The organism is Arenimonas aestuarii (assembly GCF_054781715.1).
Window position 1 is genome coordinate 252,460 of sequence record NZ_BAAGTW010000006.1, and the last position, 22,738, is coordinate 275,197.

Sequence of the window (22,738 nt, forward strand, 5' to 3'; positions counted from 1 at the left end):
AGGACCGTCATGCGCGAACTGATCCTGCTGCGCCACGCCCACGCTGAACCGCCCGCCCCGGGCCAGGACGACCTGGACCGGCCGCTGTCCCTGCAGGGCCAGGCCGAAGCCGAGGCCGCCGGCCGCTGGCTCAAGGAGCACGGCTACCTGCCCGACCGCGTGCTGGTCTCGCCCGCCCGCCGCACCCGCGAAACCTGTGAAACGGTCATGACCTCGCTGGGCTACTTCGAATGCCGGCAGGAAGACCACATTTATGACGCCACCCCGGGCCGGCTCATCCAGATCGCCGACGAAAACAGCGACGTGGCCCGGCTGCTGATGATCGGCCACAACCCGGGTTTCGAGCAGCTGGCCGCCCTGTTGGCCTCGGGCCAGTCCGGCGACTTCCGCGGCATGCCCGCCGGCGGCGTGGCGGTGCTGACCCTGCCCGACGAGGGCGTGCTCGAGCCCGGTATCGCCCGTATTGCGGCTTTCTGGTGGCCCTGAACCAATGAAACCCGGTCCGGCTGGCGCCGGCCTGGTCCTGGTGGCCGGCCTCTGGCTGCCCGGCTGGTCGCTGGCGATCGACTCCGAGGACTCCCCGCTGATCGACCCGGCCGCCTCGCGCGCCGGCATCGTGGTGGACCTGCGCCTGGGCGGCCGCGTTCGGGGCGACTTCCAGGCCCTGGAAGGGCGCATAGACCGGCTCGAGGACGACCGCCTGCAGGTGTCCGTGCGCCTGGACGCCCGCAGCCTGGTGCTTGATGGCCCCGACTGGATGGGCCGCTCCATGCGTTCGCCGAAGTTCCTGGACGTCCAGGCCCACCGCTGGATCCACTTCCGCTCCGAACCCTTCGCGTCCGCGCTGGTGCGCGATGGCGGCACCCTGGCCGGCACCGTCGAGCTGCGCGGCGTCGCCCGTCCGGTCGCCTTCCGGGTCGAAGCCTCCGGCTGCGATGCCCCTGGCTACGACTGCGAGATTCCGGTGGCCGGCCAGGTCAGCCGGCGCGACTTCGGCATGTCGGCGTACCGGGTCTGGTTGCACGACGAGGTAGGCTTCGACTTCCAAGTCCGCCTCCAGCAACCCTGAGACCGTCATGTCCCCCCGCTTGGCACTGCCGCTGCTGTTGCTCCTGTTCGCTTCCGGCTGCACCACGCTCAGCCGCGCCGACCTGCGTGCCTCCACCAACATCGTCGAAGCCGGCCATGCCGCGGCCACCGACTGCCGGGACGCGGCCGATCCGGACTGCCTTCCCGTGGATTCGCCGCTGCTGGCCCTGGGCGAAGAGGCGCTGGCGGCGTCCACCGCCGAGGCGCCCCGCCACCACGTCACCATCCTCGACCGGGGCCAGGACGCCCTGATCGCCCGCCTGCACCTGATCCGCGCCGCGCGCGAAAGCATCGACCTGCAAAGCTTCATCTACGACGTCGACGACTCCGGTCTGCTGGTTCTCGACGAATTGCTGGCCGCCGCGCGTCGCGGCGTCCGGGTGCGGCTGCTGCTCGACCAGCTCTACGGCCTGCCCGACCCGGGCCTGCAGGCCGCGCTGGCCGGCGCCCACCCCAATTTCGAGCTGCGCCTGTACAACCCCACCTTCGGCGAGGCCAAGACCCAGCCGCTGCAATACGCCGCCGGCATCGTCTGCTGCTTCCGCAAGTTCAACCGGCGCATGCACACCAAGCTGCTGCTGGTGGACGGCACGGTCGGGGTCACCGGCGGTCGGAACATCCAGGACCGGTATTTCGACTGGGGCGAGAGCTACAACTACCGCGACCGCGACATCCTGGTGGCCGGCCCGATCGCCATGGCCATGAAGGAAAACTTCGAGGCCTTCTGGCGCTTCGAACAAAGCCACGCGGCGTTCACCCTCAAGGACGTTGCCGAACGCCTGATCCGCGCGGGCGAGGTGCCGACCCACCGCCTGCTCGACCCGGCCCGCGAGCGTTCACCGCGGGTGCTGGCCATGGCCGAGGCGGTGACCGACGGCGCCGCCGTGTACGAACGCCTGGCGCCACTGACGCTGCCGGTGGGCCGGATCGAGTTTTTCGCCGACCTGCCGGAAAAACATACCGGCGAGCAGCCCGCGCACGATGACGCCTCGCGCGCCATGCGCGACCTGGTCGACTCCACCCGCGACGAACTGGTCATGCAGACGCCCTACCTGGTGCTGTCGCGGCCGGCGCGCAAGCTGTTCCGCGAGATGCACGCGCGTTCCGATGCGCCCGAGGTCATCGTCTCGACCAATTCGCTGGCCGCCACCGATGCCTTCCCCGTCTACGCGATGAGCCACAAGTACAAGCGCCTGTACCTGCGCGAGCTGGGCTTCCTTATTTTCGAGTACAAGCCCTACCCCGAAGACGCGCCGATCGACGTGGCGGCCACCGGCGTGCTGGGGCCCCGGGAGGCGGCCCTGCCGATCTTCGGTTCCGGCTCGTCCGGCTCCGCGTCGGGGCCGGTGCCGCTCAAGCGCGCCGGCGTGCGGGTAGGCCTGCACGCCAAGTCCATCGTCGTGGACGACCGCATCGGCGTGGTCGGCAGCCATAACTTCGACCCGCGCTCGGACAAGCTCAACACCGAATCGATGGTGGTGGTGCATGACCGCCAGTTCGCGGCGTCGCTGCGCGCCAGCATCGAGCGCGACATGACCCCGGCCAACGCCTGGACCATCGCCCGCCAGGAAAAGCCGCCCATCTTCTCGGGCCTGAACTACAGCCTGGGCAAACTTTCGGAAAAGCTGCCGATCTTCGACATCTGGCCCTTCCCCTACGCCAGCAGCTTCGAGCTGCGTGAAGGCTGCAACCCGCTGCCACTGGGCGACCCCCGCTTTTACGAGTGTTACCAGGATGTTGGCGCCTTCCCGGAGGTCGACCTGCCCCTGAAAACCGTCTACACGCGCATCGTGACGGCCTTTGGCGCCGGCCTGGTGCCCATCCTCTAGCCCGTCGGCGGCCCTGGCCGGATCCGCCCCGCATGGCGTTCGATTGACGCTGCCTGCAGCCCGGCCTAGGCTGCGCGTTCCTGTACACGTCTGCCGGAATAGCCCGCATGCCCCTCTCGATCAGCTTCGAACTCTCCGACCGCGACCTCGCCCACTTCACGAAGGCCATGGAATCGGCGCGCGCTTCGGCCGGCAACAAGTCCGCCGACGAAATCGTCACCGCCGCGGCCGGGCTGCTCAAGGGTGCCGAAATCGCCGAGCTGCCCGACTTCATCGTCGAGCGTCTGGACCGCCTGGACGCCATGATCGCCATGCTGCGCGACGATGGCTGGCACCTGCCCGAGGACGACAAGCAGCGCGTGCTGTCGGCCCTGGTCTATTTCGCCGATCCAGCCGATGTCATCCCGGACAACGTGCCGGTGCTGGGCTACTTCGACGACGCGATCGCCATCGAAATGTGCGTCAAGGATCTCAAGCACGAGCTCGATGCCTACGACGAATTCTGCGAATTCCGCCAGGGCGAGGCCGAGCGCCGCGGCCTGGATCCGGCCAAGGCCGGCCGCGCCGACTGGCTTGAGGCCCGCCGCGACGAACTCGTTGACCGCATGCACCGCCGTCGCAACCGCGAACTGGGCGGTGGTTACGGCGACAGCTCGGGTTACGCGCGTCGCGGCTACACCTCGGCCTACCGACCGGGCATGCTGCGCGTCCGCTGATCCACGCGTGAGCGACCCGTTCCGCCAGCGGCCCGGCATTGATTCCCTGAATGCCATGTTGCCCGGCACCGCGCCGGGCAACCTGGGCATCGTGCTGACCGAACACGGTCCCGACTTCCTGCGCGCCACCATGCCGGTGGACCAGCGCACCAAACAGCCCTTCGGCCTGCTCCACGGCGGGTCCTCGGTGCTGCTGGCCGAAACCCTGGCCAGCCTGGGCGGTTACCTGTGCCTGGATCCGGGCTCGGGCCAGCAGCTGGCGGGGCTGGAAATCAACGCGAACCACCTCAAGGCCGTCACCGAGGGCGAAGTGACCGGCACCGCGCGTCCGATCCACCTGGGCCGCACCACCCAGGTCTGGGAAGTCCGCATCGAGGACGCCGCCGGCCGCCTGGTCTGCATTTCCCGCATGACGGGAGCCGTCGTCGGTCGCTGAACGTCGCGTACCCCGGCGTCGGGTGTGGCCGGGCCCGTGTTGCGGCACAATGCCGCCAATGTCCGTTATCACTGAAGCGACCCGCCCGTCGCGCGACTGGCGCCGGCCGCTGCGCTACCTCTGGCGATTCCCGTTCCTGGTGCTGCACCTGCTGGTGGGGCTGCCGATCACGCTGTTGCTGATCAATCCGATCAGCGCACGCATCGAGGTGCGCGGCGAACGCCTTGACCACCTGGCCGTTCGCCTGTGGTCGGGCATGCTCATGCGGATCTTCGGTTTCCGGCTGCGCCGCTACGGCACGCCCCTGCCCGGTGCGGTGATGTTCGTGGCCAACCACGTCAGCTGGATCGACATCGAGCTGATGCACAGCCAGCGCATGATGGGTTTCGTGGCCAAGGCCGAGATCGCCCGCTGGCCCCTGGTGGGCTGGCTGGCCAGCCGCGGCGGCACCATCTACCACCACCGCGGCAACAACGATTCCCTGCACGGCGTGATGCACCAGATGGTGCAGCGGCTTGAACAGGGCCTGTCGGTGGGCGTGTTCCCGGAGGGCCGCACCACCCGTGGCGACGCCATCGCCACCTTCCACGCGCGCATCTTCCAGCCGGCGGTGCTGGCGGGCGTTCCGGCGCAGCCGGTGGCGCTCAAGTACGGCCTGCGCGGCAGCGCCCAGACCATCATCGCCTTCGGCGAGCGCGAGAACTTCTTCCAGAATTTCGTGCGCCTGCTCGGCGAGCCGGGCCGGGTGGCGGAAGTGCACTTCCTCGAGCCGGTGGCCGCCAGCGAAGACGGCCGGCGGCGCATGGCCGACACCTGCCGCGAGCGCATCATCGCGGCCATGGCGGGCTAAGGCGCATGACCCGGTCGGTTGGCTACCGCCCGCCGCGCTGGCTGCGCAACCCGCACCTGCAGTCGCTGCTGAGCTCGACGCCGCTTCGCCGCGCCGCCGGTGAACGCGCCATGCGCCGGCTCGGCGCGGTCACCACCGAACACCTGATTGAAGTCGAAGACGGCGTGCGCCTGCAGGGTTTCCACAGCGCCCTGCCGGGTCGTGACCCGGCCGGGCTGGTGCTGCTGCTGCACGGCTGGGAGGGCAGCGCCGATTCGAGTTACATGCGCCACACCGCCGCCACGATGCTGGCGCGCGGCTTCGACGTGTTCCGGCTCAATTTCCGCGACCACGGCGATACCCACCATCTCAACCCCGACCTCTTCCACTCCTGCCGCCTGGCCGAAGTGGTGCAGGCGGCCGGCGAAGTGTCGCGGCGCTTCCCGGCGCGGCCGCTGCTGGCCGCGGGTTATTCGCTGGGCGGCAACTTCGCGCTGCGCCTGGCGCTGGCGGCCCCGGGCGCCGGCGTGCCGCTGGTGCACGCCGCGGCCGTGTGCCCGGCGATCGACCCGGCGGCGGTGCTGCGCACGCTCGAAGGCGGGCCGCGCTTCTACCACTGGTACTTCATGAAGAAGTGGCGTCGGTCGCTGCAGCGCAAGCGCCAGCTGTTCCCCGAGCTGCACGATTTCGGCGACGACGTGCTGGCCATGGACATGCGCGCGCTGACCGGCTGGATGGTGCAGCGGCACACCACGCTGGGCGGCATCGACGATTATTTCGAAGGGTATTCGGTGTCCGGTGGGCGCCTGGCCGCCCTGCAGGTGCCGGTGAGCGTGCTGGCGGCGGCCGACGACCCGGTGATCCCCGTGGACGGGTTCCCGGGCCTGCAGCTGCCGGCCCACTCCTGCCTGGAAATCGCCGATTTCGGGGGCCACTGCGGATTCCTCGAGGGCCTGCACCTGGGCGGCTACGGCGAGCGCTGGGTGGCCGACCGGCTGGAAGCCGCGGCCCGGGAGGCCGGGGCGGCTACAATGGTCGTTTCCGCGCCTGCCTGAAGACTCCCTCATGATCGTCGACATCATCGAAGCCATGCGCCGTGGCGACATCGCCGCCGCACTGGCCACCGCCCGCGACACCCTCGCCGCCGAGCCCGAAAACGCCGCCGCCCACCACCTGCTGGGCGTCTGCCTGCAGCAGAAGGGCGACCTGGCCGGGGCCCGCAAGGCGTTTGATCGCGCGCTTGAACTGGCCCCCGACGTCGCGGCCCATCATTTCAGCCTGGCCACCCTGAAGCTGGCCGAAGGCGACGCCGCCGGTGGCATCCGCGGCCTGCAGGAGGCGCTGGTGCTGGACCCGAACCAGCTGGGTGCCTACGTGCTGCTGGCCCACCTGGCCCTGGGCCGCGGCGACCAGGCCGAAGCCGAGCGCAACCTGCGCCTGGCCCAGCGCGTGAATGCCGAGCACCCGCAGGTGCGCGTCATCGAGGGTTACCTGGCCCAGGCCCAGGGAGACGGCGACAAGGCGCTCAAGTGTTTCACCGCCGCCGCCGAAGCCGACCCCAACCTCGCGGCCGCCCAGCTGGCCCTGGGCCAGGCTTACCTGTCGCGCGGCATGTGGCCCTTCGCAGAGCAGGCGCTGGTCAATGCCCTGCGCCTGGACAATTCGCGTGCCCCGTCCACCCTGCGTGCGCTGGTCGAAGCCCGCCGCCGCCAGGGCAAGGCCGAAGAAACCCTCGCCGCCCTGGACGAGCTGATCGCCGTCGCGCCGGCCGACCCGATGGCCCGCGTGCTGCGTTCCGAACTGCTGATCGACTACGGCCGCGAGGCCGACGCCGTGACCGACCTGTGCGCCGTGCTCGACGCCCATCCGACCCAGGCCCCCGTGCTGGGCCAGGCCGTGGCGCTGCTGGTGCGCAGCGGCCGCCCGGACGAAGCCAAGGTCCGCGCCGAAGCCGCGCTGGAAAAGGCGCCCGACCAGGCCGAACTGTGGAAGGTGCGCCTGAACGTGGCCGGCATGCTGGGCGAGGAAGCCAAGCCGGTGCTGGACCGTTGGTTCACGGCGATGCCGGAATCGGCGGCCTGCCTGGAAATGCTCAGCGCCTACCACGAGGCCCAGGGCCAGCTCGACCAGGCCGGCCAGTTCGCCGACCAGGCGCTGGCGATCAATCCCGACCTCTACGCCGCCAACCTGTACAAGCTGCGGGCCGAATTCCGCGACGACCCGGCCCTGTCGCTGGCCCGCGCCGAGCGCCTGCTGCCGCAGGCCAAGGATGGCCCGGCCCGGCGGACCCTGCTGGGCTGGCGCGGTCTGTCGCTCGACGCCCTGGGCCGCCATGCCGAAGCCGCCGAGGCCTGGCGCGAGATGGTGCGCCACCCGGTGCCCGGCCAGATCCTGCCGCCGCCTGCGGTGCCGGCCGACGAGGCCCCTGCCGGCAAGATCGACGGCCTGCTGCTGTGGTCGCCGCCCGGCGTGCGCGCCGAATACCTGCTGCGCCAGGCCAAGTCCCAGCTGGGCCCGAAGCTGCGCCTGGACCGCATCGGTAGCGAAGCCGACGGCGACGGTTACGGACTGCGCCGCCGCGCCCCGGGCCACCCGGAAGCGGGCACCGCGGCGCGCTGGGAAAGTTCGCTGCGTGCCGCGGGACTGGAGCCGGCGGAATCCCGCGACTGGCTGCCGCACGTGGACGCCTACACCTTCGCCACGCTCGGCGGGGCCAAGGTGCTGGTGCTGCTGACCGACCCGCGCGACGCGCTGCTCAACTGGATGCTGCACGGCAGCCTGCAGAACTATCACTTCCTGCCGGAAATCGGCCGCTCGGCGCAGTGGCTGGCGGCCGTGCTCGAGGCCGTGGCCGACGAGGCCGAGGTTTCCGGCCGCATCGACCTGGTGCGCCTGGATGCCGATGCCGGCGAAGCCGCGCAGCGCATCGAGCAGGCCCTGGGCCTGGAAAGCCCGCTGCCGGGCCTGTTCGGCCCCGGCCAGCGCCTGCCGGCCGGTCATTGGCGCCACTACCGCGAGAGCCTGGCTGAAGAATTCGCCCTGCTCGCGCCGGTGGCCGCGCGCCTGGGTTACCCGGCCGAATAAAACGCGGTCACCGCCGCGCGGGCGCTCAGCCGCCCGCCGGCAGGCCCAGCAGCAGCGCCGCGCCCAGGCCGATGCGGTACCAGGCAAAGGGCGTGAAGCGGTGGTTGGCGATATAGGCCAGCAGCCAGCGCACTGCGGCGAAGCCGGTGACCGTTGCGGCGACGAAGGCCACGGCCAGGCTGGCCCAGTCCTCGTCGCCGGCCCCGCCTTCGATCACGGTTTCCATCAGCGCGTAGCCGCTGGCCGCGAACATGGTGGGAATGCCCACCAGGAAAACGAACTCCGCCGCCGCCGGCTTGCGGTTCAGGCCCAGCAGCATGGCCATGAAGATTGCCGCGGCCGAGCGCGAGGTGCCGGGAAAGACGCCGGCCAGCACCTGGGCCAGGCCCACCGCCACCACGATCGCCCAGGTCACCTGGCTGCTGGGCGGGCCGCGTTCGCCCAGGCGTTCGGCCACCAGCATCCAGACGCCGCCGATCACCAGCGCCCAGGCCACGGGCGTCACCGTTTCCGGCAGCTCCCAGCCCATCAGTCGAACCGGCAGGCCGACCACGGCCGTCACGGCGAAGGCGCCCAGGATCTTGAGCAGGTAATCGCGCTCCTCCGGCTGCCGCCAACCGGTGGCCAAGGCCAGCAGCCGTTCGCGGTAGACCAGGGTGATCGCCAGGATGGCCCCGGCCTGGATGCTGATGTTGAACAGGTCCGAGCGCGCGCCCAGCCAGTGCTGGGCGATGAGCAGATGGCCGGTGCTGGAGATCGGCAGGAATTCGGTCAGGCCCTCGATGATGCCGAGCAGCAGGGCGGTCAGCAGGTCGGTCACGGCAGTCCGGGTGGTCTTGGAGGCGCCCAAGCATAACCGCCGCGCCCGCCCGTCCCGGGTGGTCCGCAAGGGACGCCAGCCCCGAGGGATTTCCGGGGCAAAGTCCCTCCGGGAGGGAAATGTGCTTTTCAGTCGCACCACAACAGTGCAGGCCGGATCCTGGGTCCAGGCCGCCAGCATTACGGATCAATGACTTGGCGGCGGTTCGGCCTTGGCACGCCCCTTGCAGCTACCCCAACGGACCCAAACCCTGCCAGGAAGTCTTCCCATGCCCTACAGCCATATCGAAAAGCTCATCAAGGACCACGACATCGAATTCGTGGACCTGCGTTTCGCCGACCCGCGCGGCGTGCAGCACCACGTCACCTATCCGGTCTCGATCGTCGAGCCGGCGCTGTTCGAGGACGGCAAGATGTTCGACGGCAGCTCGATCTCGGGCTGGAAGGGCATCAACGAGTCCGACATGGTCCTGCTGCCGGACCCGGAAACCGCGCTGGTGGACCCGTTCACCGCCGACCCGACCATCATCCTGGTCTGCGACGTGCTCGACCCGGCCACCATGCAGGGTTATTCGCGCTGCCCGCGCGGCGTCGCCAAGCGCGCCGAGGCCTACCTCAAGGCCAGCGGCATCGCCGACCAGGCCTTCTTCGGCCCCGAGCCCGAGTTCTTCATCTTCGACTCGGTGCGCTACGCCAATGAAATGGGCAACACCTTCTTCGAGATCGATTCCGAGGAAGCGCACTGGAACAGCAAGAAGAAGTACGAAGGCGGCAACACCGGCTATCGCCCCGGCATCAAGGGCGGCTACTTCCCGGTCGCGCCGACCGACACCCTGCACGACATCCGTGCCGAGATGTGCAAGCTGCTCACCGAAGCCGGCATCGAAGTCGAAGTGCACCACCACGAAGTGGCCAACGCCGGCCAGTGCGAGATCGGCACCAAGTTCAATTCGCTGGTGAAGAAGGCCGACGAGCTGTTCACGATGAAGTACATCATCAAGAACGTCGCCCACCGCAACGGCAAGACCGCCACCTTCATGCCCAAGCCCATCGTCGGCGACAACGGCAGCGGCATGCACGTGCACCAGAGCCTGGCCAAGGGCGGCACCAACCTGTTCACCGGCGACGGTTACGGCGGCCTGAGCCAGATGGCGCTGTGGTACATCGGCGGCGTGTTCAAGCATGCGCGCGCGATCAACGCCTTCGCCAATGCCTCGACCAACAGCTACAAGCGCCTGGTGCCGGGCTTCGAGGCGCCGGTGATGCTCGCTTATTCCGCGCGCAACCGCTCGGCCTCGTGCCGCATCCCGTACGTGTCGAACCCGAAGGCGCGCCGCATCGAAATGCGCTTCCCGGACCCGGTGCAGTCGGGCTACCTGACCTTCACCGCGCTGATGATGGCCGGCCTGGACGGCATCAAGAACAAGATCGACCCGGGCGCGCCGAGCGACAAGGACCTCTACGACCTGCCGCCGGAAGAAGAGAAGAACATCCCGACCGTCTGCCACTCGCTTGACCAGGCGCTGGAAGCCCTGGACAAGGACCGCGAGTTCCTCAAGGCCGGCGGCGTGATGACCGACGACTTCATCGACGGCTACATCGCGCTGAAGATGCAGGAAGTGACCAAGTTCCGCGCGGCCACCCACCCGCTGGAATACCAGCTGTACTACGCCATCTGACTCTCCTCCACGGAGTCTTGTCCGATGCAGGCGGCCCGGGAATTTCCCGGGCCGCTTCATTTGCAGGTGCCGCCATGCACATCGAACCCGATGACCTCACCCGGCCCCAGGTGCACGCCCTGCTGGCCCAGCACCTCGCGCAGATGCGCTCGCAGTCGCCGGCCTGCAGCGTGCACGCGCTGGACATCGATCGCCTGCGTGCGCCGGGCATCACCGTCTGGACGGCCTGGGACGGCGACACGCTGCTGGGCTGCGCCGCGCTCAAGCAGCTGACGCCCCGCCATGGCGAGATCAAGTCCATGCGCACGGATCCGCTGCAGCGCGGCAAGGGCATCGGCCGGGCGATGTTGCTGCACCTGTTCGACGTCGCCCGGCAGCGCGGCTACGACCGACTCAGTCTGGAAACCGGCGCCACGGATCATTTCCTGCCGGCCTTGCAGCTGTACGCGTCGGCCGGCTTCCAGCGCTGCGGTCCATTCGCAAGTTACGACGAAGACCCGCACAGCATTTTCATGACCAGGCTGCTCTGAAGCAGGTCCGCGGCGCGCCGGATATCATCGGGGTACCGACTTCGAGGGAGTGTCACGTGGCCCGTTGGTCCAAGTTCCTGTTCTTCACCCTGCTCACCCTGGTCGTCGCCTACCTGCTGGCGGTGCCTGCGCTACGCTGGATCGCCTACGGAGAAGACGAGCAGGCGGCCGTCGCCCTGATGCGCGACCTGCCGGCGCCGCCCGAGGGGGAGAACGGCTTCAAGTACCTCGCCTACGCCGGCAAGGACGCGCCGGACGAGGCGCTCGATGCCGCACTGGCCGCCGACGTGGCCGCCTTCGCGGAGTACCACGAGCGCTCAGCCGAACACTTTGCCAGCGGCAAGGATACGGCGCTTGAGCCACCGGCCACGCCGGGCGCCGACAGTCTCCCCAACCTCGATGCCGTGTCGGCGCCTGAATTCGCCTGCAGCTTCAGCCAGGAAGACTGTCCCGCTGCGCTGCGCGGCCACGAAGCCGTCGCCCGCGCCTGGCTGGACGCGGCCGCGCCGCGCACCCGTCGCGTCGAACAGGCCCTGGCCTCGGATCACCTGGCCAACCCTTACGCCCTCAATGTCGCCATGCCGTTCCCGGGCTACCAGCAACTGCGCCTCCCGCTCAACGAGATCGCGCTGCAGGCCCTGGAAGGCGACGTGGCCACGGCGTTGCCGCGCGCCTGCGGCCTGCTGGCCAATGCACGCAAGCACCTGCGCAACGACGGCCTGCTGATCGACAAGGTGGTGTTCGCCGCGCTTACGCAGGGTGCGTCCGACCTGCTCCTGCGCGTGCACCGTCTCGACCCCTCCGAACAGCTGCCCGATGATTGCGCTGCGGCCATCGCGCCGGTGGACATCAATGATTTCCAGGTCTGCAATGCGCTGCGCGGCGAGTTCGCGATGTTGTCCGAGTTTTCGCAGCAGATGGACGAAGCCAATGCGGGCTGGCGCGCGCCCGCGCACTGGCTGCTCAGTAGCCAGCGGCTGCAGGACGGGTGGGTGGCCAGCGGGCTGGCGCCTTATTGCACGCCGGAGGGCCAGGCCGCCATCAGCCAGGGCAGGATCCCCAGGACCCGGGCACGTGACTATGACCCGGTCTCGATCGATTTCTGGGCTGCGCCGATCAGTCACGTCCTGGCGTCCATGAGTTACCCGGCCTACGGCGACTACCAGCAGCGCCTGCTTGATCATGCGCAGTCGCTGCGGGCCAATCTGGAGGCCCTGGACAGGATCGAGCCGCCGGCGTCGACAGGGGAGTCGTCGGCCGCCGACTAGCGTCGCCCCACGGGCGGCTTGCGACGGGGTCCGGGACTGTGCATACTGTGCATATCACAGCAGCACAGTAAGCCCCCGCCCGTGGAACTCTTCCTCTCGGCCAGCGACCCGCGGCCCATGTACCAGCAGATCGTCGACCAGGTCACCGCCAAGGTGATGGCCGGCGACTGGGCGCCCGGCCAGGCCCTGCCGTCCATCCGTGAGCTGGCGGCAGCCAGCCACGTCAGCGTCATCACCGTGCGCCGCGCCTACGAAGACCTGGAGCGCGCCGGCGTCATCGCAACCCGGCAGGGCAAGGGCTCGGTGGTCGCCGAACGCGCCGACCTGCCCACCGTCCTGATGCACGACGAACTGCAGCGCCAGCTCGAGGCGCTGCTGGCCATCGCCACGCGCCTGGGCCTGTCCCGCGCCGACCTGCATCGTTTCCTGGACGCGGCGGCCGACGCGGCCGATGCCCACCCCGACTCCCCGAAAGGACCCACGCCATGACCCCGGCTTTTTCCCTGACCGGCATCGCCAAGCGCTATCCGCACTTCGCGCTGCAGGACATCACGCTGCAGCTGCCCGAAGGCCAGGTCATGGGCCTGGTGGGCGTCAACGGCGCCGGCAAGACCACCCTGCTGCGCCTGCTCACCGGCCTGGCCGCGCCCGACGCCGGCCAGGTGCAGGTGCTGGGCCATCAGCTGCCCGACGCGCAGGTCGCCGCCAAGCGCGACATCGGCTTCGCCTCGGAAGACATGCGCCTCTACCGCGGCCAGAGCCTGCGCTGGCACATGGACCTGGTGAAGAACATCTACCCGGGCTGGGACGAAAGCTACGCGGGCGAACTGGTGAAGCGCTTCGACGTGCGGCCCGATCAGGCCGTGGGCGGTTTTTCGCACGGCCAGCGCGTGAAGGCATTGCTGCTCTTGTGCCTGGCCCGCCGCCCGCGCCTGCTGCTGCTCGACGAACCCACCACCGGCCTGGACCCGGTCGCCCGCATCGAGGTGCTTGAAGCCCTGGCCGACGTGCTGCGTGACGAGCAGCGCAGCGTGCTGTTTTCGTCGCACAACACCCACGACATCGAGCAGCTGGCCGACAGCATCACCTTCCTGCACCAGGGCCGCCTGGTCGCGTCGGCGGACAAGGACCGCTTCCTGGAAAACTGGCGCCGCATCACCTGCCAGGGCGCGCTGCCTGCCGACATCGGCGATTGGCCGGACATCGCCAGCGCCCGCGCCAACGGCAGCCTGGTCGAGATCAAGGCGCGTGCCTGGCGCGACGACCTGCCGGCGCGGCTGGCCGCGAGCGGGCTGCAGGTGCAGCGCAGCGATCCGATGAGCCTGGAAGACATCTTCGTAACCGCCGTACGTTCGGGAGCCGTGGCATGACCCTCAACTTCCCCGTCATCCGCCTGCTGGTGGCCAAGGACTGGCAGCTGTTCCAGAAGCAGCTGGCCCTCTACGTGCTGGGCGGCATCGTTGCCCTGTGCTTCCTGGGGCTGGCCAAACCCTGGGCCTTCTACGTCGGTTCGCTGATGCTGATCATCGTGATGGTCTCGATCGCCTGCTTTTCCATCTCGACGTCGCTGATGGTCGAGCGCAAGGAAAAGACCCTGGCCTTCGTGATGAGCCTGCCGGTGTCGCCGCGGGATTTCACCGTGGCCAAGCTGGCCGGGAACATCATCACCTTCGGCGTACCGTTCTTGCTGATGGTGGTGGGAACGCTGGCCGTCGTGTTGTTCACGCAGCTGCCGGACGGACTGTTCGTGTATTCGCTGCTGGTCTTCGCCTACATCCTGTTCGCTTTCAGCCTGTCCCTGGCGGTGGCGATGTCGGTGGAATCGGAAGGCTGGGCCACCTTCGCGATGATCGGCTCGATGGTGCTCATCAATCCTTACCTGATGGCGCTCTCGATGGTGCCGGACATCAAGGACCGCATCGGTGAAGACGCGTTGGTGTGGACCACGCCGGCCCTGGCCGTGCTGGCCACCCTGTTGCTGGTTTCGCTGGCCGTGATCGCGGTCACCACCTGGGTTCACGCCCGCAAGCCGGCGTTCTACTGACGGCATGGACGCCAGCGCGACGCAGGGCCGGCTGCATTACATGGACCACCTGCGCGCGCTGTCGATGCTGGCCGGCGTGTTCTTCCACGCGGCCCTGGCCTACAGCCCGCTGATGCACGGGCTCTGGCCGCTGGCCGACCGGCAGTCGTCGGCGGGGGTGGATGCCGCGGTCTGGGGGCTGCACCTGGTGCGCATGCCGCTGTTTTTCCTGGTGGCCGGATTTTTCTCGGCCTGGATCGCCAGCCGGCGCGGCGGCGTGGCACTGGCCCGCCAGCGGGTGCGGCGCATCCTGCTGCCGTTCCTGGTCGCATGGCCGCTGGTCTGGTGGTCGCTGTCGGCCAGCACCGACTGGGCGCTGGCGAACGTGCAGCATCCTTCGCCCCTGCTGGACATGGTGCGTACCTGGCTGGCGCAGCCCGAAGCGCCGCAAATGCCGCCGGGCACGGCGCACCTGTGGTTCCTGGTCTACCTGCTGATCTTCGCCGTGCTGCACTGGGTGGCGCACACGCTGGAACTGGCTCGCCTGGGCCGATGGCTGCTCGACAGGCACCCGGCCTGTCTGCTGCTGGTTCTGCCGGTGCTGATCGCGCCGGCGCTGGCCACGGTCAGCGCGCCGCACCCGGCGCCGGAAGGCCTGCTGCCGCAATTCTGGGCGCTGGTTTTCTACGGGGCGTTTTTCGCCCTGGGGACCCAGGTCCACGCACGGCCCGACTGGCTGGAGCGCGCCCGCCCGCTGGCGCCCTGGCTGCTCGCCGGCGGTGCGCTGCTGTACCTGGTCTTGCTCTGGCGGCTCCGGATCGAGCTGCCCGGGGCGGCGATGCCCGTCGCGTCCTGGCCGGTCGCCGTGCTCGAAGCGCTGCTCAGCGTCTGGCTGACCGTGTTTTGCCTGTTGGCCGGCCAGCGACTGCTGGACCGGCCAAACGTGGCGATGCGCTACCTCGCCCACGGCGCCTACTGGATCTATCTGCTGCACCTGCCGCTGCTGTTCGCCATCCAGTACGCGCTGATGGACCTGGAGTGGGCCTGGCCGCTGAAGTTCGCCATGGCCAGCGCCGGCACGCTGGCCGTCTGCCTGCTCAGCTACCAGCTGCTGGTGCGACATACGCCGCTGCGGCGATTCGTGGGCTGAGCCCGAAACCGCGAGCAAAGGAGAAACGTTCGTGAAACGCCTGAGCTGGATCGTTTGGCCACTCGCCCTGATCCTGGCCGTGATCGTGACCTGGTTTGCCAGCCTGTACGTATTCGAACGGCCACGACTTGGCCCGCAGGTGCAGCAGCGCAGCCTGGCATCGTTGGTGTTGGCCGAGTCCCGCGATTACCTGGTGCACCTGCCGGAGACTTATGAAAGCCAGCCCGGCAAACGCTATCCCGTGGTCTACGTGCTCGACGGCACGTCCCAGGACCTGCACACGGCCGCCTCGGCCGCCCTGATGGCGCGCATCGGGGTATTGCCCGAACTGATCGTGGTCGGCATTCCCAACGTCGGCGGATCGGGTCGCCAGCGGGACTACACGCCACCGGGCATGCGCCAGGACACCGACCCGGACGATCTTCGCGAGGGAGGCGGGGACCTGTTCCTGGACTTCATCGAACGCGAACTGATCCCGGCCGTCGACCGCGAGTTCCTGACCACGGGCGAGCGCACGCTGGCCGGCAATTCGCGCGGCGGCCTGCTGGTGGTGCACGCGCTGGTCTCGCGGCCCTCGCTGTTCAGCGCCTTCCATGCCCACAGCCCGGCCCTGTGGCGCGACGACTCGGCGATGGTGGCGCGGTTGGAGGATTTCCTGAAGGCGAACCCGGCGCTTGAGTCGGCGCTGTTCCTTAGCCTGGGCGAAAACGAAAACGACAAGATGAAGGCCGCCTACCAGGCCGCGGTGCGGGTCCTCGAACGCGGCGCTCCCGCCCGCCTGCGCTGGCGCGCCCACCAGACCGCGGGAGCCCACCACGGCAACAACGCCGAACGCGCGACCCCGCTGGCACTGCAGTTTTCGCACGCACCTTAGGCCCGCCCTGAACTATCCTGCGGCCATGGCCGACCCGAATTCCGCGCCGCCTTCCCTCGACCAGCTGGCCACGCCCCTGGCCTGGCTCGACGCAGACGGCCGCGTCGCCGGCTGCACGCCCGCCTTCGCCAGCTGGCTGGGGGTGAGTACGCGTCGCCTGCACGGCCTGTCCCTGGCCGAACTCGACGCGGAAGGTGATCGCCTGGCTGAACTGCTGCCGCGCCTGCCCGACACCGGCGGCGCCCTGCGCGTGCGCCGGGCCCGCCTGGCCAGCCCGGGTGGCCATGAACGTTTTGCCGACCTGTGGCTGGCGCGCGGCGAAGACGGCGGCCTGTGGCTCGAGGCCCACCCCGCCGACGAATTCCCCGGCGAAGACCCGGCCACCGCCCTGCCTGCCGCGCTGTCGGCGGCGCTCAAGGGCCTGGCCCACGAAATCCGCAATCCGCTGGCCGGCATGAAGGGTGCGGCCCAATTGCTGGCGCGCCGCGTCGAGAGCGAAGAGTCCACCGAACTCGTGCAGCTGATCAGCGCCGAAGTCGACCGCCTGGCCGCCCTGGTCGATCGACTGATGAACCCGGCGCCGCCGCGCGACTTCGAGCCCACCAACATCCACGCCGTGCTCGAACGCGTGCGCCAGCTGGCTGAAGTCGAAGCCGGCTGGGCCGTGAAGCTGGTGCGCGACTTCGACCCGTCCTTGCCCGAATTCGCCGGCGACGCCGACCGCCTGGTGCAGGCGCTGTGGAACCTGGTGCGCAATGCGCTCGAATCGGGTGCGTCCAACGTGCACCTGCGCACCCGCGCCGAACACCACGTGCTGATCGGCGACACCAGCCACCGCCTGGCCCTGCGCGTTGAAATCGCCGACGACGGCCGCGGCGTGCCCGACGACCTGGCCGAACGCATCTTCCTGCCCCTGGTCAGCGGCCGTGCCGAAGGCACCGGCCTGGGCCTGCCGCTGGCCCAGCAGGTCGCCCGCGAACACGGTGGCTCGCTGGGCTACCGGTCGCGGCCCGGGCATACGGTGTTCACCTTGTTGCTCCCTGCGCCGGCCGCCGAGCCCGGATCCGACTGACTCGCGGACGATCGCCGTCATGCACCGAACTGGTGCAAACTAGTCGCATGCCTTCTGCCTCGGCCAACCTCTGGGTCATCGACGACGACCGCACGGTCCGCTTCGTGCTGGTGCAGGCGCTGCGCGACGCGGGGCATAAGGTCGCCGCCTTCGAGGACGCGCGTGAGGCCCTGGCGGCGCTGGCCGACGGCGAGCTGCCGGACCTGGTGTTCACCGACGTGCGCATGCCGGGGCTCGATGGGCTGTCCTTCCTGGACCAGTTGAAGGCGCGGCATCCGGACTTGCCCGTCGTGGTGATGTCGGCCTACACGGATGTCGCCAGCACCGCCGGCGCCTTTCGCGGCGGCGCCCACGAGTTCCTCTCCAAGCCTTTCGACCTCGACGAAGCCGTGGCGCTGGTCGAACGCGCGCTGCCACCGACGGATGCCACCCCCGTCGCCGAGGAACCCGCGTCCACCGGCGACGAACTGATCGGCGACACCCCGGCCATGCGCGAGCTCTTCCGCGCCATCGGCCGCCTGGCGCAGGCGCCGCTGTCGGTGCTGGTTACTGGCGAAACCGGCACCGGCAAGGAGCTGGTGGCGCGCGCGCTGCACCGCGAGTCACCGCGGGCACGCGGACCCTTCCTGGCGCTCAACACCGCCGCCATTCCCGCCGAACTGCTGGAAAGCGAACTGTTTGGCCACGAGGCCGGCGCCTTCACCGGGGCCAACAAGCGCCACGTCGGCCGCTTTGAACAGGCGCATGGCGGCACGCTGTTCCTGGACGAAATCGGCGACATGCCGGCCAACCTGCAGACCCGCCTGCTGCGCGTGCTGGCCGAAGGCGAGTTCTACCGGGTCGGTGGCCGCGAGCTGATCAAGGTGGACGTGCGCGTCATCGCCGCCACCCACCAGGACCTGGAAGCCAAGGTGCGCGCCGGCACCTTCCGCGCCGACCTGCTGCATCGCCTCGACGTGGTGCGCCTGCGCCTGCCGCCGCTGCGCGAGCGCAAGGCCGACGTGCCGGCGCTGGCCGGGCGTTTCCTGGCCCAGGCCGGCAATGAACTCGACGCGCCGGCGAAACGTTTCGACGCTGCCGCGCTGGACCGCCTGCTCAAGCACGACTGGCCCGGCAACGTGCGCGAACTGGAAAACCTCTGCTGGCGCCTGGCCGTGCTGGCGCCCGGCGACACCATCACGCCGCGCGACCTGGCCAAGGCCCTGGCGCGCGACGAGGCCCCGGGTCCGCCGGCCTGGCAGCAGGCACTGGCGTCGGAAGTGCGCGCGCGCCTGGACCGCGGCGAAACCGGCCTGCATGCGCCGTTGCGCGAGGCCTTCGACCAGACCCTGCTGGAAACCGCGCTCGAACACACCGCCGGCCACCGCCAGAACGCCGCCGAAGTGTTGGGCCTGGGCCGCAACACGGTCACCCGCAAGCTGGGTGCGCGCCCGCGCCGCGGCAAGTCCAAACGCGCGCCTTGACCCCAGATTAAGCCCGCCCCCTTCACCCTGCGTGTTCACTACGTACGCCAAGGAGTCCCCATGAAGACGATGACCACCGTGCTTGCCGCCGCCCTGGCCCTTGGCCTGGCCGGCTGCGCCGGCGAATCCGAACCTGACGTCCCGACGCCGGCGCCGGCCGCCGCGCCGGACGCGCTGGCACCCACCGACGACGCATCGGCCGCCGCCGGCGGCATCGCCCTGGCCGCGCAGGCCCGCGTTGTCCTGGCGCAGGTGCAGGACAGCGGCGTCAGCGGCGAACTCACCTTCGACCCCGATGGTGATGCCCTGCGACTGCACGGCGAAGTGCGTGGCCTCGCCCCCGGCAGCGTGCATGGTTTCCACCTGCATGAAACCGGTGACTGCAGCGCACCCGACGCCACCAGTGCCGGCGGCCACTTCAATCCCGGGCAGATGCAGCACGGCGACCGCCAGACCGACGGCCCGCACCACGCCGGCGACATGCCCAACCTGACCGCCGGCGACGACGGCGTTGGCGTGGTGGACGTACGCCTGAGTGGCTTGCAGATCGACGGCGACGCCAGTCTTGACGTTGTCGGCCGCGCGGTGATCGTGCACGCCCAGGCCGATGACTACGCCACCCAGCCCACCGGTAATGCCGGCGCGCGCATCGCCTGCGGCGTGGTCGAGCTGGTGCAGCCGGCGCCCGACTACCAGGGCCCGGCCTCGTGAGCGACGCGGCCTGGAAGATCCGCGCGGCGGGCGACGGCGACGTCGCCCGACTGCGCGACTGGGCCGTGGCCATGGCCCTGGAAACCGAACACAAGTCGCTCGATCCAGAAACCGTCGAAGCCGGCATCCGCGCCGTGCTCGCCGAAGCGCGCCGCGGTGCCTACTTCGTCGCCGAGCAGGACGGCGAACCCGCCGGCACCCTGATGCTGACCTACGAGTGGAGCGACTGGCGCAACGGCGACTGGTGGTGGATCCAGAGCGTTTACGTGGACCCCGCCTTCCGCCGTCGCGGCTGTTACGCCGCGCTGTACCAGCACGTGCTGGAACGTGCGAAGGCCACGCCGGAGGTTTGCGGCCTGCGCCTGTACGTCGAACGCGAAAACAGCGTCGCGCAAAAGACCTACGAAGGCCTGGGCATGGTGGACGCCGGCTACCGGATGTACGAGGCGCCGACCCGCTGAGCGCGGGCTAGAGCCTTTCGCGCCAGGCCTGGAACATCAGCACGCCCCACAGGTGGGTGTGCCACTTGCGCTCGCCGTCCAGGAACGCCTTCCAGATGCGACGGATCGGCGCCGGGTCGAAGTGGCCCTCTTCGCGCAGGCGGTTTTCGTCGAGCTGGGCCTCGGCCCACTCGCGCAGCGGCCCGCGCAGCCAGTCGCCCACCGGTGCGCCGAAGCCGGTCTTGGGGTGCATCACCAGCGGCTTGGGCAGGTAGCGCTGCAGCAGCTGCTTGGGCAGCCACTTGAGCTGGCCGTGCCGCGACTTCATCGCCATCGGCAGCGTCCAGGCGAAGCTGGCGACCCGCCAGTCCAGCAGTGGCGCGCGTGCCTCCAGTGAGGCCGCCATGCTGGCGCGGTCCACCTTGGCCAGGATGTCCTCGGGCAGGTAGCAGGCCATGTCCATCGCCATCAGCGCGTCGCCGGGGGTGCCGACGCCGGGCAGGGCGTCGGGGTCGTCGTAGGCGGTCTTGAGCCGTCGCGCGCCGACCACGACGGCCTCGGGCAAACGCCAGCGGGAGATGCGGTGCCGGGCCAGGCCCTGCAGGTCACCGGCGCGTAGTTCGGCGCGCAGCGCGGCCAAGCCGCCGATGCGCGCGGCTTCGCCGGGTTCGCTGACCCGGTTGGCCAGCATCGCGCGCGGCAGCTTGCGCAGCCAGGCGTCGTTTCGCAGCGTGCGCGCGTAGCGCGAATAGCCGAAGAACAGCTCGTCGCCGCCATCGCCCGACAGCGCCACCGTCACGTGCTTGCGGGTCAGCGCGCACAGCAGCGCAGTCGGAACCTGCGACGAGTCGGCGAAAGGTTCGTCGAAGATGAGCGGCAGCGACGGCACCAGGTCGAGCGCGGCCTGGCCGTCAACCCGAAGTTCGGTGTGGTCGGTGCCCAGGTGCGCCGCCACCCGCGCCGCGTGCGCGCTTTCGTCGTGGCGCAGGTTGTCGAAGCCGATGGAAAAGCTGCGCACGGGTGTCGCCGACTGCGCCTGCATCATCGCCGTCACCAGCGACGAATCGGTGCCGCCGGACAGGAAGGCGCCCAGCGGCACGTCGGCTTCCATGCGCATCGCCGTGGCTTCGCGCAGAAGGACGTCCAGTGTGTCCAGGGCTTCCTGGTCGCCGCCGGCGAAGCCATGGCTGATGGCCTCGCGCTGCGCGGCCAGGGCATCCCACCAGCGACGCGGCGATTTCACCGGGTCCAGGGCCGAGGCCCCCGCCTGCAGCGCCGCCATGTCCAGGCTCAGCAGCGTGCCGGCCGGCAGCTTGTGCACGCCGCGCAGGATCGACCAGGGCGCCGGGATGTAGTCCAGGCGCAGCAGCAGGGCCAGTGCGTCCGGGTCGACCTTGGCGTCCAGCGCCGGATGCGCCTGCAGCGCCCGCAGTTCGCTGCCGAACACCAGCGCGCCGTCGCCGGCGAAGCCGTAGTACAGCGGCTTCTTGCCCATGCGGTCGCGGGCCAGCCACAGGCGGCGCTGCTTGCGGTCCCATGCGGCCAGCGCCAGCATGCCGTTGCTTCGCTGCAGCGCCTGTTCGACGCCCCATTCGGCGATCGCGGCCAGCAGCACTTCGGTGTCCGAGTGGCCGCGGAAGCCATGGCCCAGCGTGGCGAGTTCGGCGCGCAGTGCGCCGTGGTTGTAGATCTCGCCGTTGAATATCAGCGCCCAGCGGCCATCGCGGGACAGCATCGGCTGGTGGCCTTCGGGGCTCAGGTCCAGGATCGAGAGCCGGCGGTGCGACAGCACCAGCCCGGCCGCCGGGTCGGCCCAGGTGCCGGCGTCATCGGGTCCGCGGTGGGCGATGGCCTCGCCCTGGCGGGCGCCGAGCGCATGCAGCGACGCGTCGTCGCGCGCGCCCGGGAACCAGGTGCCGGCGATGCCGCACATGGCTCAGCGGTCCTCGCGCGGGGGATCGACCACCGGCTGGTTGTGCTGCAGCATCCACAGCATGATGGTCTTCTGGCGCACGTAATTGGCGCGCACGTAGGCATAAACCAGCCCGTGCCAGCCGTCCAGGAAACCCCCGCGCAGCAGGTAGCCCCGCCAGAACCGCCAGGCCGGCGACAGCACCAGGCCGACCAGGCTGGCGCGCCGGCCGCGCCTGAAATCGTGTTCGGCCATCATGCGGGCGTAGCGCTGGGTCTTGGCCAGCTGCTGTTCCAGCGAGCGGTAGGGGAAATGCAGCAGGTCGCCGGCGAGCGTGTGCACCGGGCCGTCCACGCTGGCGGCCTCGTGCACTTCGCGATCCCCGCGCCAGCCGCCGCGTCGGCGGTCGAACAGGCGCAGCACGCGATCGGGATAGGCATTGCCGTGGCGCAGGAAACGCCCGAAGTAGTTCGACATCCGGGCGAAGCGGTAGCCGGCCGCGTGCTCGAAGCCCAGCGCGCGTTCGGCCTGGATGCTGGCGCGCAGGGTGTCGTCCACGCGTTCGTCGGCATCCAGGCAAAGCACCCAATCGAACCGCGCCTGCTCGACCGCGAACTGCTTCTGGCTGCGGAAACCCTCGAAGCGCCGCTCGATCACCCGGGCGCCGGCCTGGCGGGCGATGGCGGCGGTGGCGTCGGTCGAGCCCGAGTCCACCACCAGGATGTCGTCGCAGAAGGCCAGCGACGCCAGGCAATCGGCCAGCCGATCAGCTTCATTGAAGGTGATAATGCAGGCCGATAGGCGAGGCGACATG

At 69.7% G+C, this 22,738-nt stretch carries 23 protein-coding genes; 20 read left to right on the forward strand and 3 right to left on the reverse strand.

The features are described 5' to 3' along the window. Window positions 1-9 precede the first annotated feature (9 nt). From ACYVJH_RS10715 to ACYVJH_RS10750, 8 genes are all read left to right on the forward strand, one after another. Window positions 10-486, forward strand: coding sequence for a SixA phosphatase family protein (locus ACYVJH_RS10715; protein WP_460454637.1), 477 nt, complete (start codon window positions 10-12; stop codon window positions 484-486). A gap of 4 nt (window positions 487-490) precedes the next feature. Continuing rightward, complete coding sequence (locus ACYVJH_RS10720) at window positions 491-1,069, forward strand: YceI family protein (RefSeq protein ID WP_460454638.1); 579 nt, start codon at window positions 491-493, stop codon at window positions 1,067-1,069. A 7-nt stretch (window positions 1,070-1,076) separates the two neighbouring features. Beyond that, window positions 1,077-2,918, forward strand: a complete 1,842-nt coding sequence (locus ACYVJH_RS10725) for a phospholipase D family protein (protein WP_460454639.1) — start codon at window positions 1,077-1,079, stop codon at window positions 2,916-2,918. A 107-nt stretch (window positions 2,919-3,025) separates the two neighbouring features. Then, the gene (locus tag ACYVJH_RS10730) at window positions 3,026-3,634 is read left to right on the forward strand and encodes a YkvA family protein (RefSeq protein WP_460454640.1); all 609 of its coding nucleotides are present in this window, start codon (window positions 3,026-3,028) and stop codon (window positions 3,632-3,634) included. 55 nt (window positions 3,635-3,689) lie between these two features. Then, entirely contained in the window at window positions 3,690-4,070 is a 381-nt protein-coding gene (locus ACYVJH_RS10735) for a hotdog fold thioesterase (protein ID WP_460454867.1), read from the forward strand. Window positions 4,071-4,128: 58 nt separating this feature from the next. Beyond that, a complete protein-coding gene (locus tag ACYVJH_RS10740) occupies window positions 4,129-4,920 on the forward strand; it encodes a lysophospholipid acyltransferase family protein (protein WP_460454641.1) in 792 nt (263 codons plus the stop codon). Between the two features lie 5 nt (window positions 4,921-4,925). Beyond that, entirely contained in the window at window positions 4,926-5,954 is a 1,029-nt protein-coding gene (locus ACYVJH_RS10745; protein ID WP_460454642.1) for a YheT family hydrolase, read from the forward strand. Window positions 5,955-5,964: 10 nt separating this feature from the next. Then, complete coding sequence (locus ACYVJH_RS10750; RefSeq protein WP_460454643.1) at window positions 5,965-7,983, forward strand: tetratricopeptide repeat protein; 2,019 nt, start codon at window positions 5,965-5,967, stop codon at window positions 7,981-7,983. A 25-nt stretch (window positions 7,984-8,008) separates the two neighbouring features. Here the strand turns inward: ACYVJH_RS10750 and ACYVJH_RS10755 are convergent, their stop codons facing one another. Beyond that, window positions 8,009-8,803, reverse strand: a complete 795-nt coding sequence (locus ACYVJH_RS10755) for an undecaprenyl-diphosphate phosphatase (protein WP_460454644.1) — start codon at window positions 8,801-8,803, stop codon at window positions 8,009-8,011. Window positions 8,804-9,071: 268 nt separating this feature from the next. Here ACYVJH_RS10755 and glnA point away from each other — a divergent pair, with 268 nt between their 5' ends. The 12 genes from glnA to ACYVJH_RS10815 all read left to right on the forward strand — a co-directional run bounded on the left by glnA (window position 9,072) and on the right by ACYVJH_RS10815 (window position 20,033). Beyond that, the gene (glnA, locus tag ACYVJH_RS10760) at window positions 9,072-10,481 is read left to right on the forward strand and encodes a type I glutamate--ammonia ligase (protein ID WP_460454645.1); all 1,410 of its coding nucleotides are present in this window, start codon (window positions 9,072-9,074) and stop codon (window positions 10,479-10,481) included. 74 nt (window positions 10,482-10,555) lie between these two features. Next, entirely contained in the window at window positions 10,556-11,011 is a 456-nt protein-coding gene (locus ACYVJH_RS10765) for a GNAT family N-acetyltransferase (protein ID WP_460454646.1), read from the forward strand. A gap of 56 nt (window positions 11,012-11,067) precedes the next feature. Continuing rightward, window positions 11,068-12,279, forward strand: coding sequence for a hypothetical protein (locus tag ACYVJH_RS10770; protein WP_460454647.1), 1,212 nt, complete (start codon window positions 11,068-11,070; stop codon window positions 12,277-12,279). An 81-nt stretch (window positions 12,280-12,360) separates the two neighbouring features. Next, window positions 12,361-12,768, forward strand: coding sequence for a GntR family transcriptional regulator (locus ACYVJH_RS10775; protein ID WP_460454648.1), 408 nt, complete (start codon window positions 12,361-12,363; stop codon window positions 12,766-12,768). Next, entirely contained in the window at window positions 12,765-13,649 is an 885-nt protein-coding gene (locus ACYVJH_RS10780) for an ATP-binding cassette domain-containing protein (protein WP_460454649.1), read from the forward strand. Before ACYVJH_RS10775 ends, ACYVJH_RS10780 begins: the two co-directional genes overlap by 4 nt. Continuing rightward, entirely contained in the window at window positions 13,646-14,323 is a 678-nt protein-coding gene (locus ACYVJH_RS10785; RefSeq protein WP_460454650.1) for an ABC-2 transporter permease, read from the forward strand. Before ACYVJH_RS10780 ends, ACYVJH_RS10785 begins: the two co-directional genes overlap by 4 nt. Before the next feature lie 4 nt (window positions 14,324-14,327). Then, window positions 14,328-15,452 (forward strand): acyltransferase family protein, encoded by a 1,125-nt coding sequence (locus ACYVJH_RS10790; protein ID WP_460454651.1) that lies wholly within the window; start codon window positions 14,328-14,330, stop codon window positions 15,450-15,452. 31 nt (window positions 15,453-15,483) lie between these two features. Continuing rightward, window positions 15,484-16,326: an alpha/beta hydrolase gene (locus ACYVJH_RS10795; RefSeq protein WP_460454652.1), complete on the forward strand. Its 843-nt coding sequence runs from the start codon at window positions 15,484-15,486 to the stop codon at window positions 16,324-16,326. Between the two features lie 25 nt (window positions 16,327-16,351). Further along, window positions 16,352-17,398 (forward strand): two-component system sensor histidine kinase NtrB, encoded by a 1,047-nt coding sequence (locus ACYVJH_RS10800; protein ID WP_460454653.1) that lies wholly within the window; start codon window positions 16,352-16,354, stop codon window positions 17,396-17,398. A gap of 47 nt (window positions 17,399-17,445) precedes the next feature. Then, complete coding sequence (gene ntrC, locus ACYVJH_RS10805; protein ID WP_460454654.1) at window positions 17,446-18,861, forward strand: nitrogen regulation protein NR(I); 1,416 nt, start codon at window positions 17,446-17,448, stop codon at window positions 18,859-18,861. Between the two features lie 60 nt (window positions 18,862-18,921). Beyond that, window positions 18,922-19,572: a superoxide dismutase family protein gene (locus ACYVJH_RS10810; protein ID WP_460454655.1), complete on the forward strand. Its 651-nt coding sequence runs from the start codon at window positions 18,922-18,924 to the stop codon at window positions 19,570-19,572. Beyond that, entirely contained in the window at window positions 19,569-20,033 is a 465-nt protein-coding gene (locus ACYVJH_RS10815) for a GNAT family N-acetyltransferase (RefSeq protein WP_460454656.1), read from the forward strand. Before ACYVJH_RS10810 ends, ACYVJH_RS10815 begins: the two co-directional genes overlap by 4 nt. Before the next feature lie 7 nt (window positions 20,034-20,040). Here ACYVJH_RS10815 and asnB read toward each other — a convergent pair whose 3' ends face one another. Both asnB and ACYVJH_RS10825 read right to left on the reverse strand, forming a co-directional pair. After that, window positions 20,041-21,945: an asparagine synthase (glutamine-hydrolyzing) gene (asnB, locus tag ACYVJH_RS10820; RefSeq protein ID WP_460454657.1), complete on the reverse strand. Its 1,905-nt coding sequence runs from the start codon at window positions 21,943-21,945 to the stop codon at window positions 20,041-20,043. A gap of 3 nt (window positions 21,946-21,948) precedes the next feature. Next, a complete protein-coding gene (locus tag ACYVJH_RS10825; RefSeq protein WP_460454658.1) occupies window positions 21,949-22,737 on the reverse strand; it encodes a glycosyltransferase family 2 protein in 789 nt (262 codons plus the stop codon). Window position 22,738: the final 1 nt, after the last annotated feature.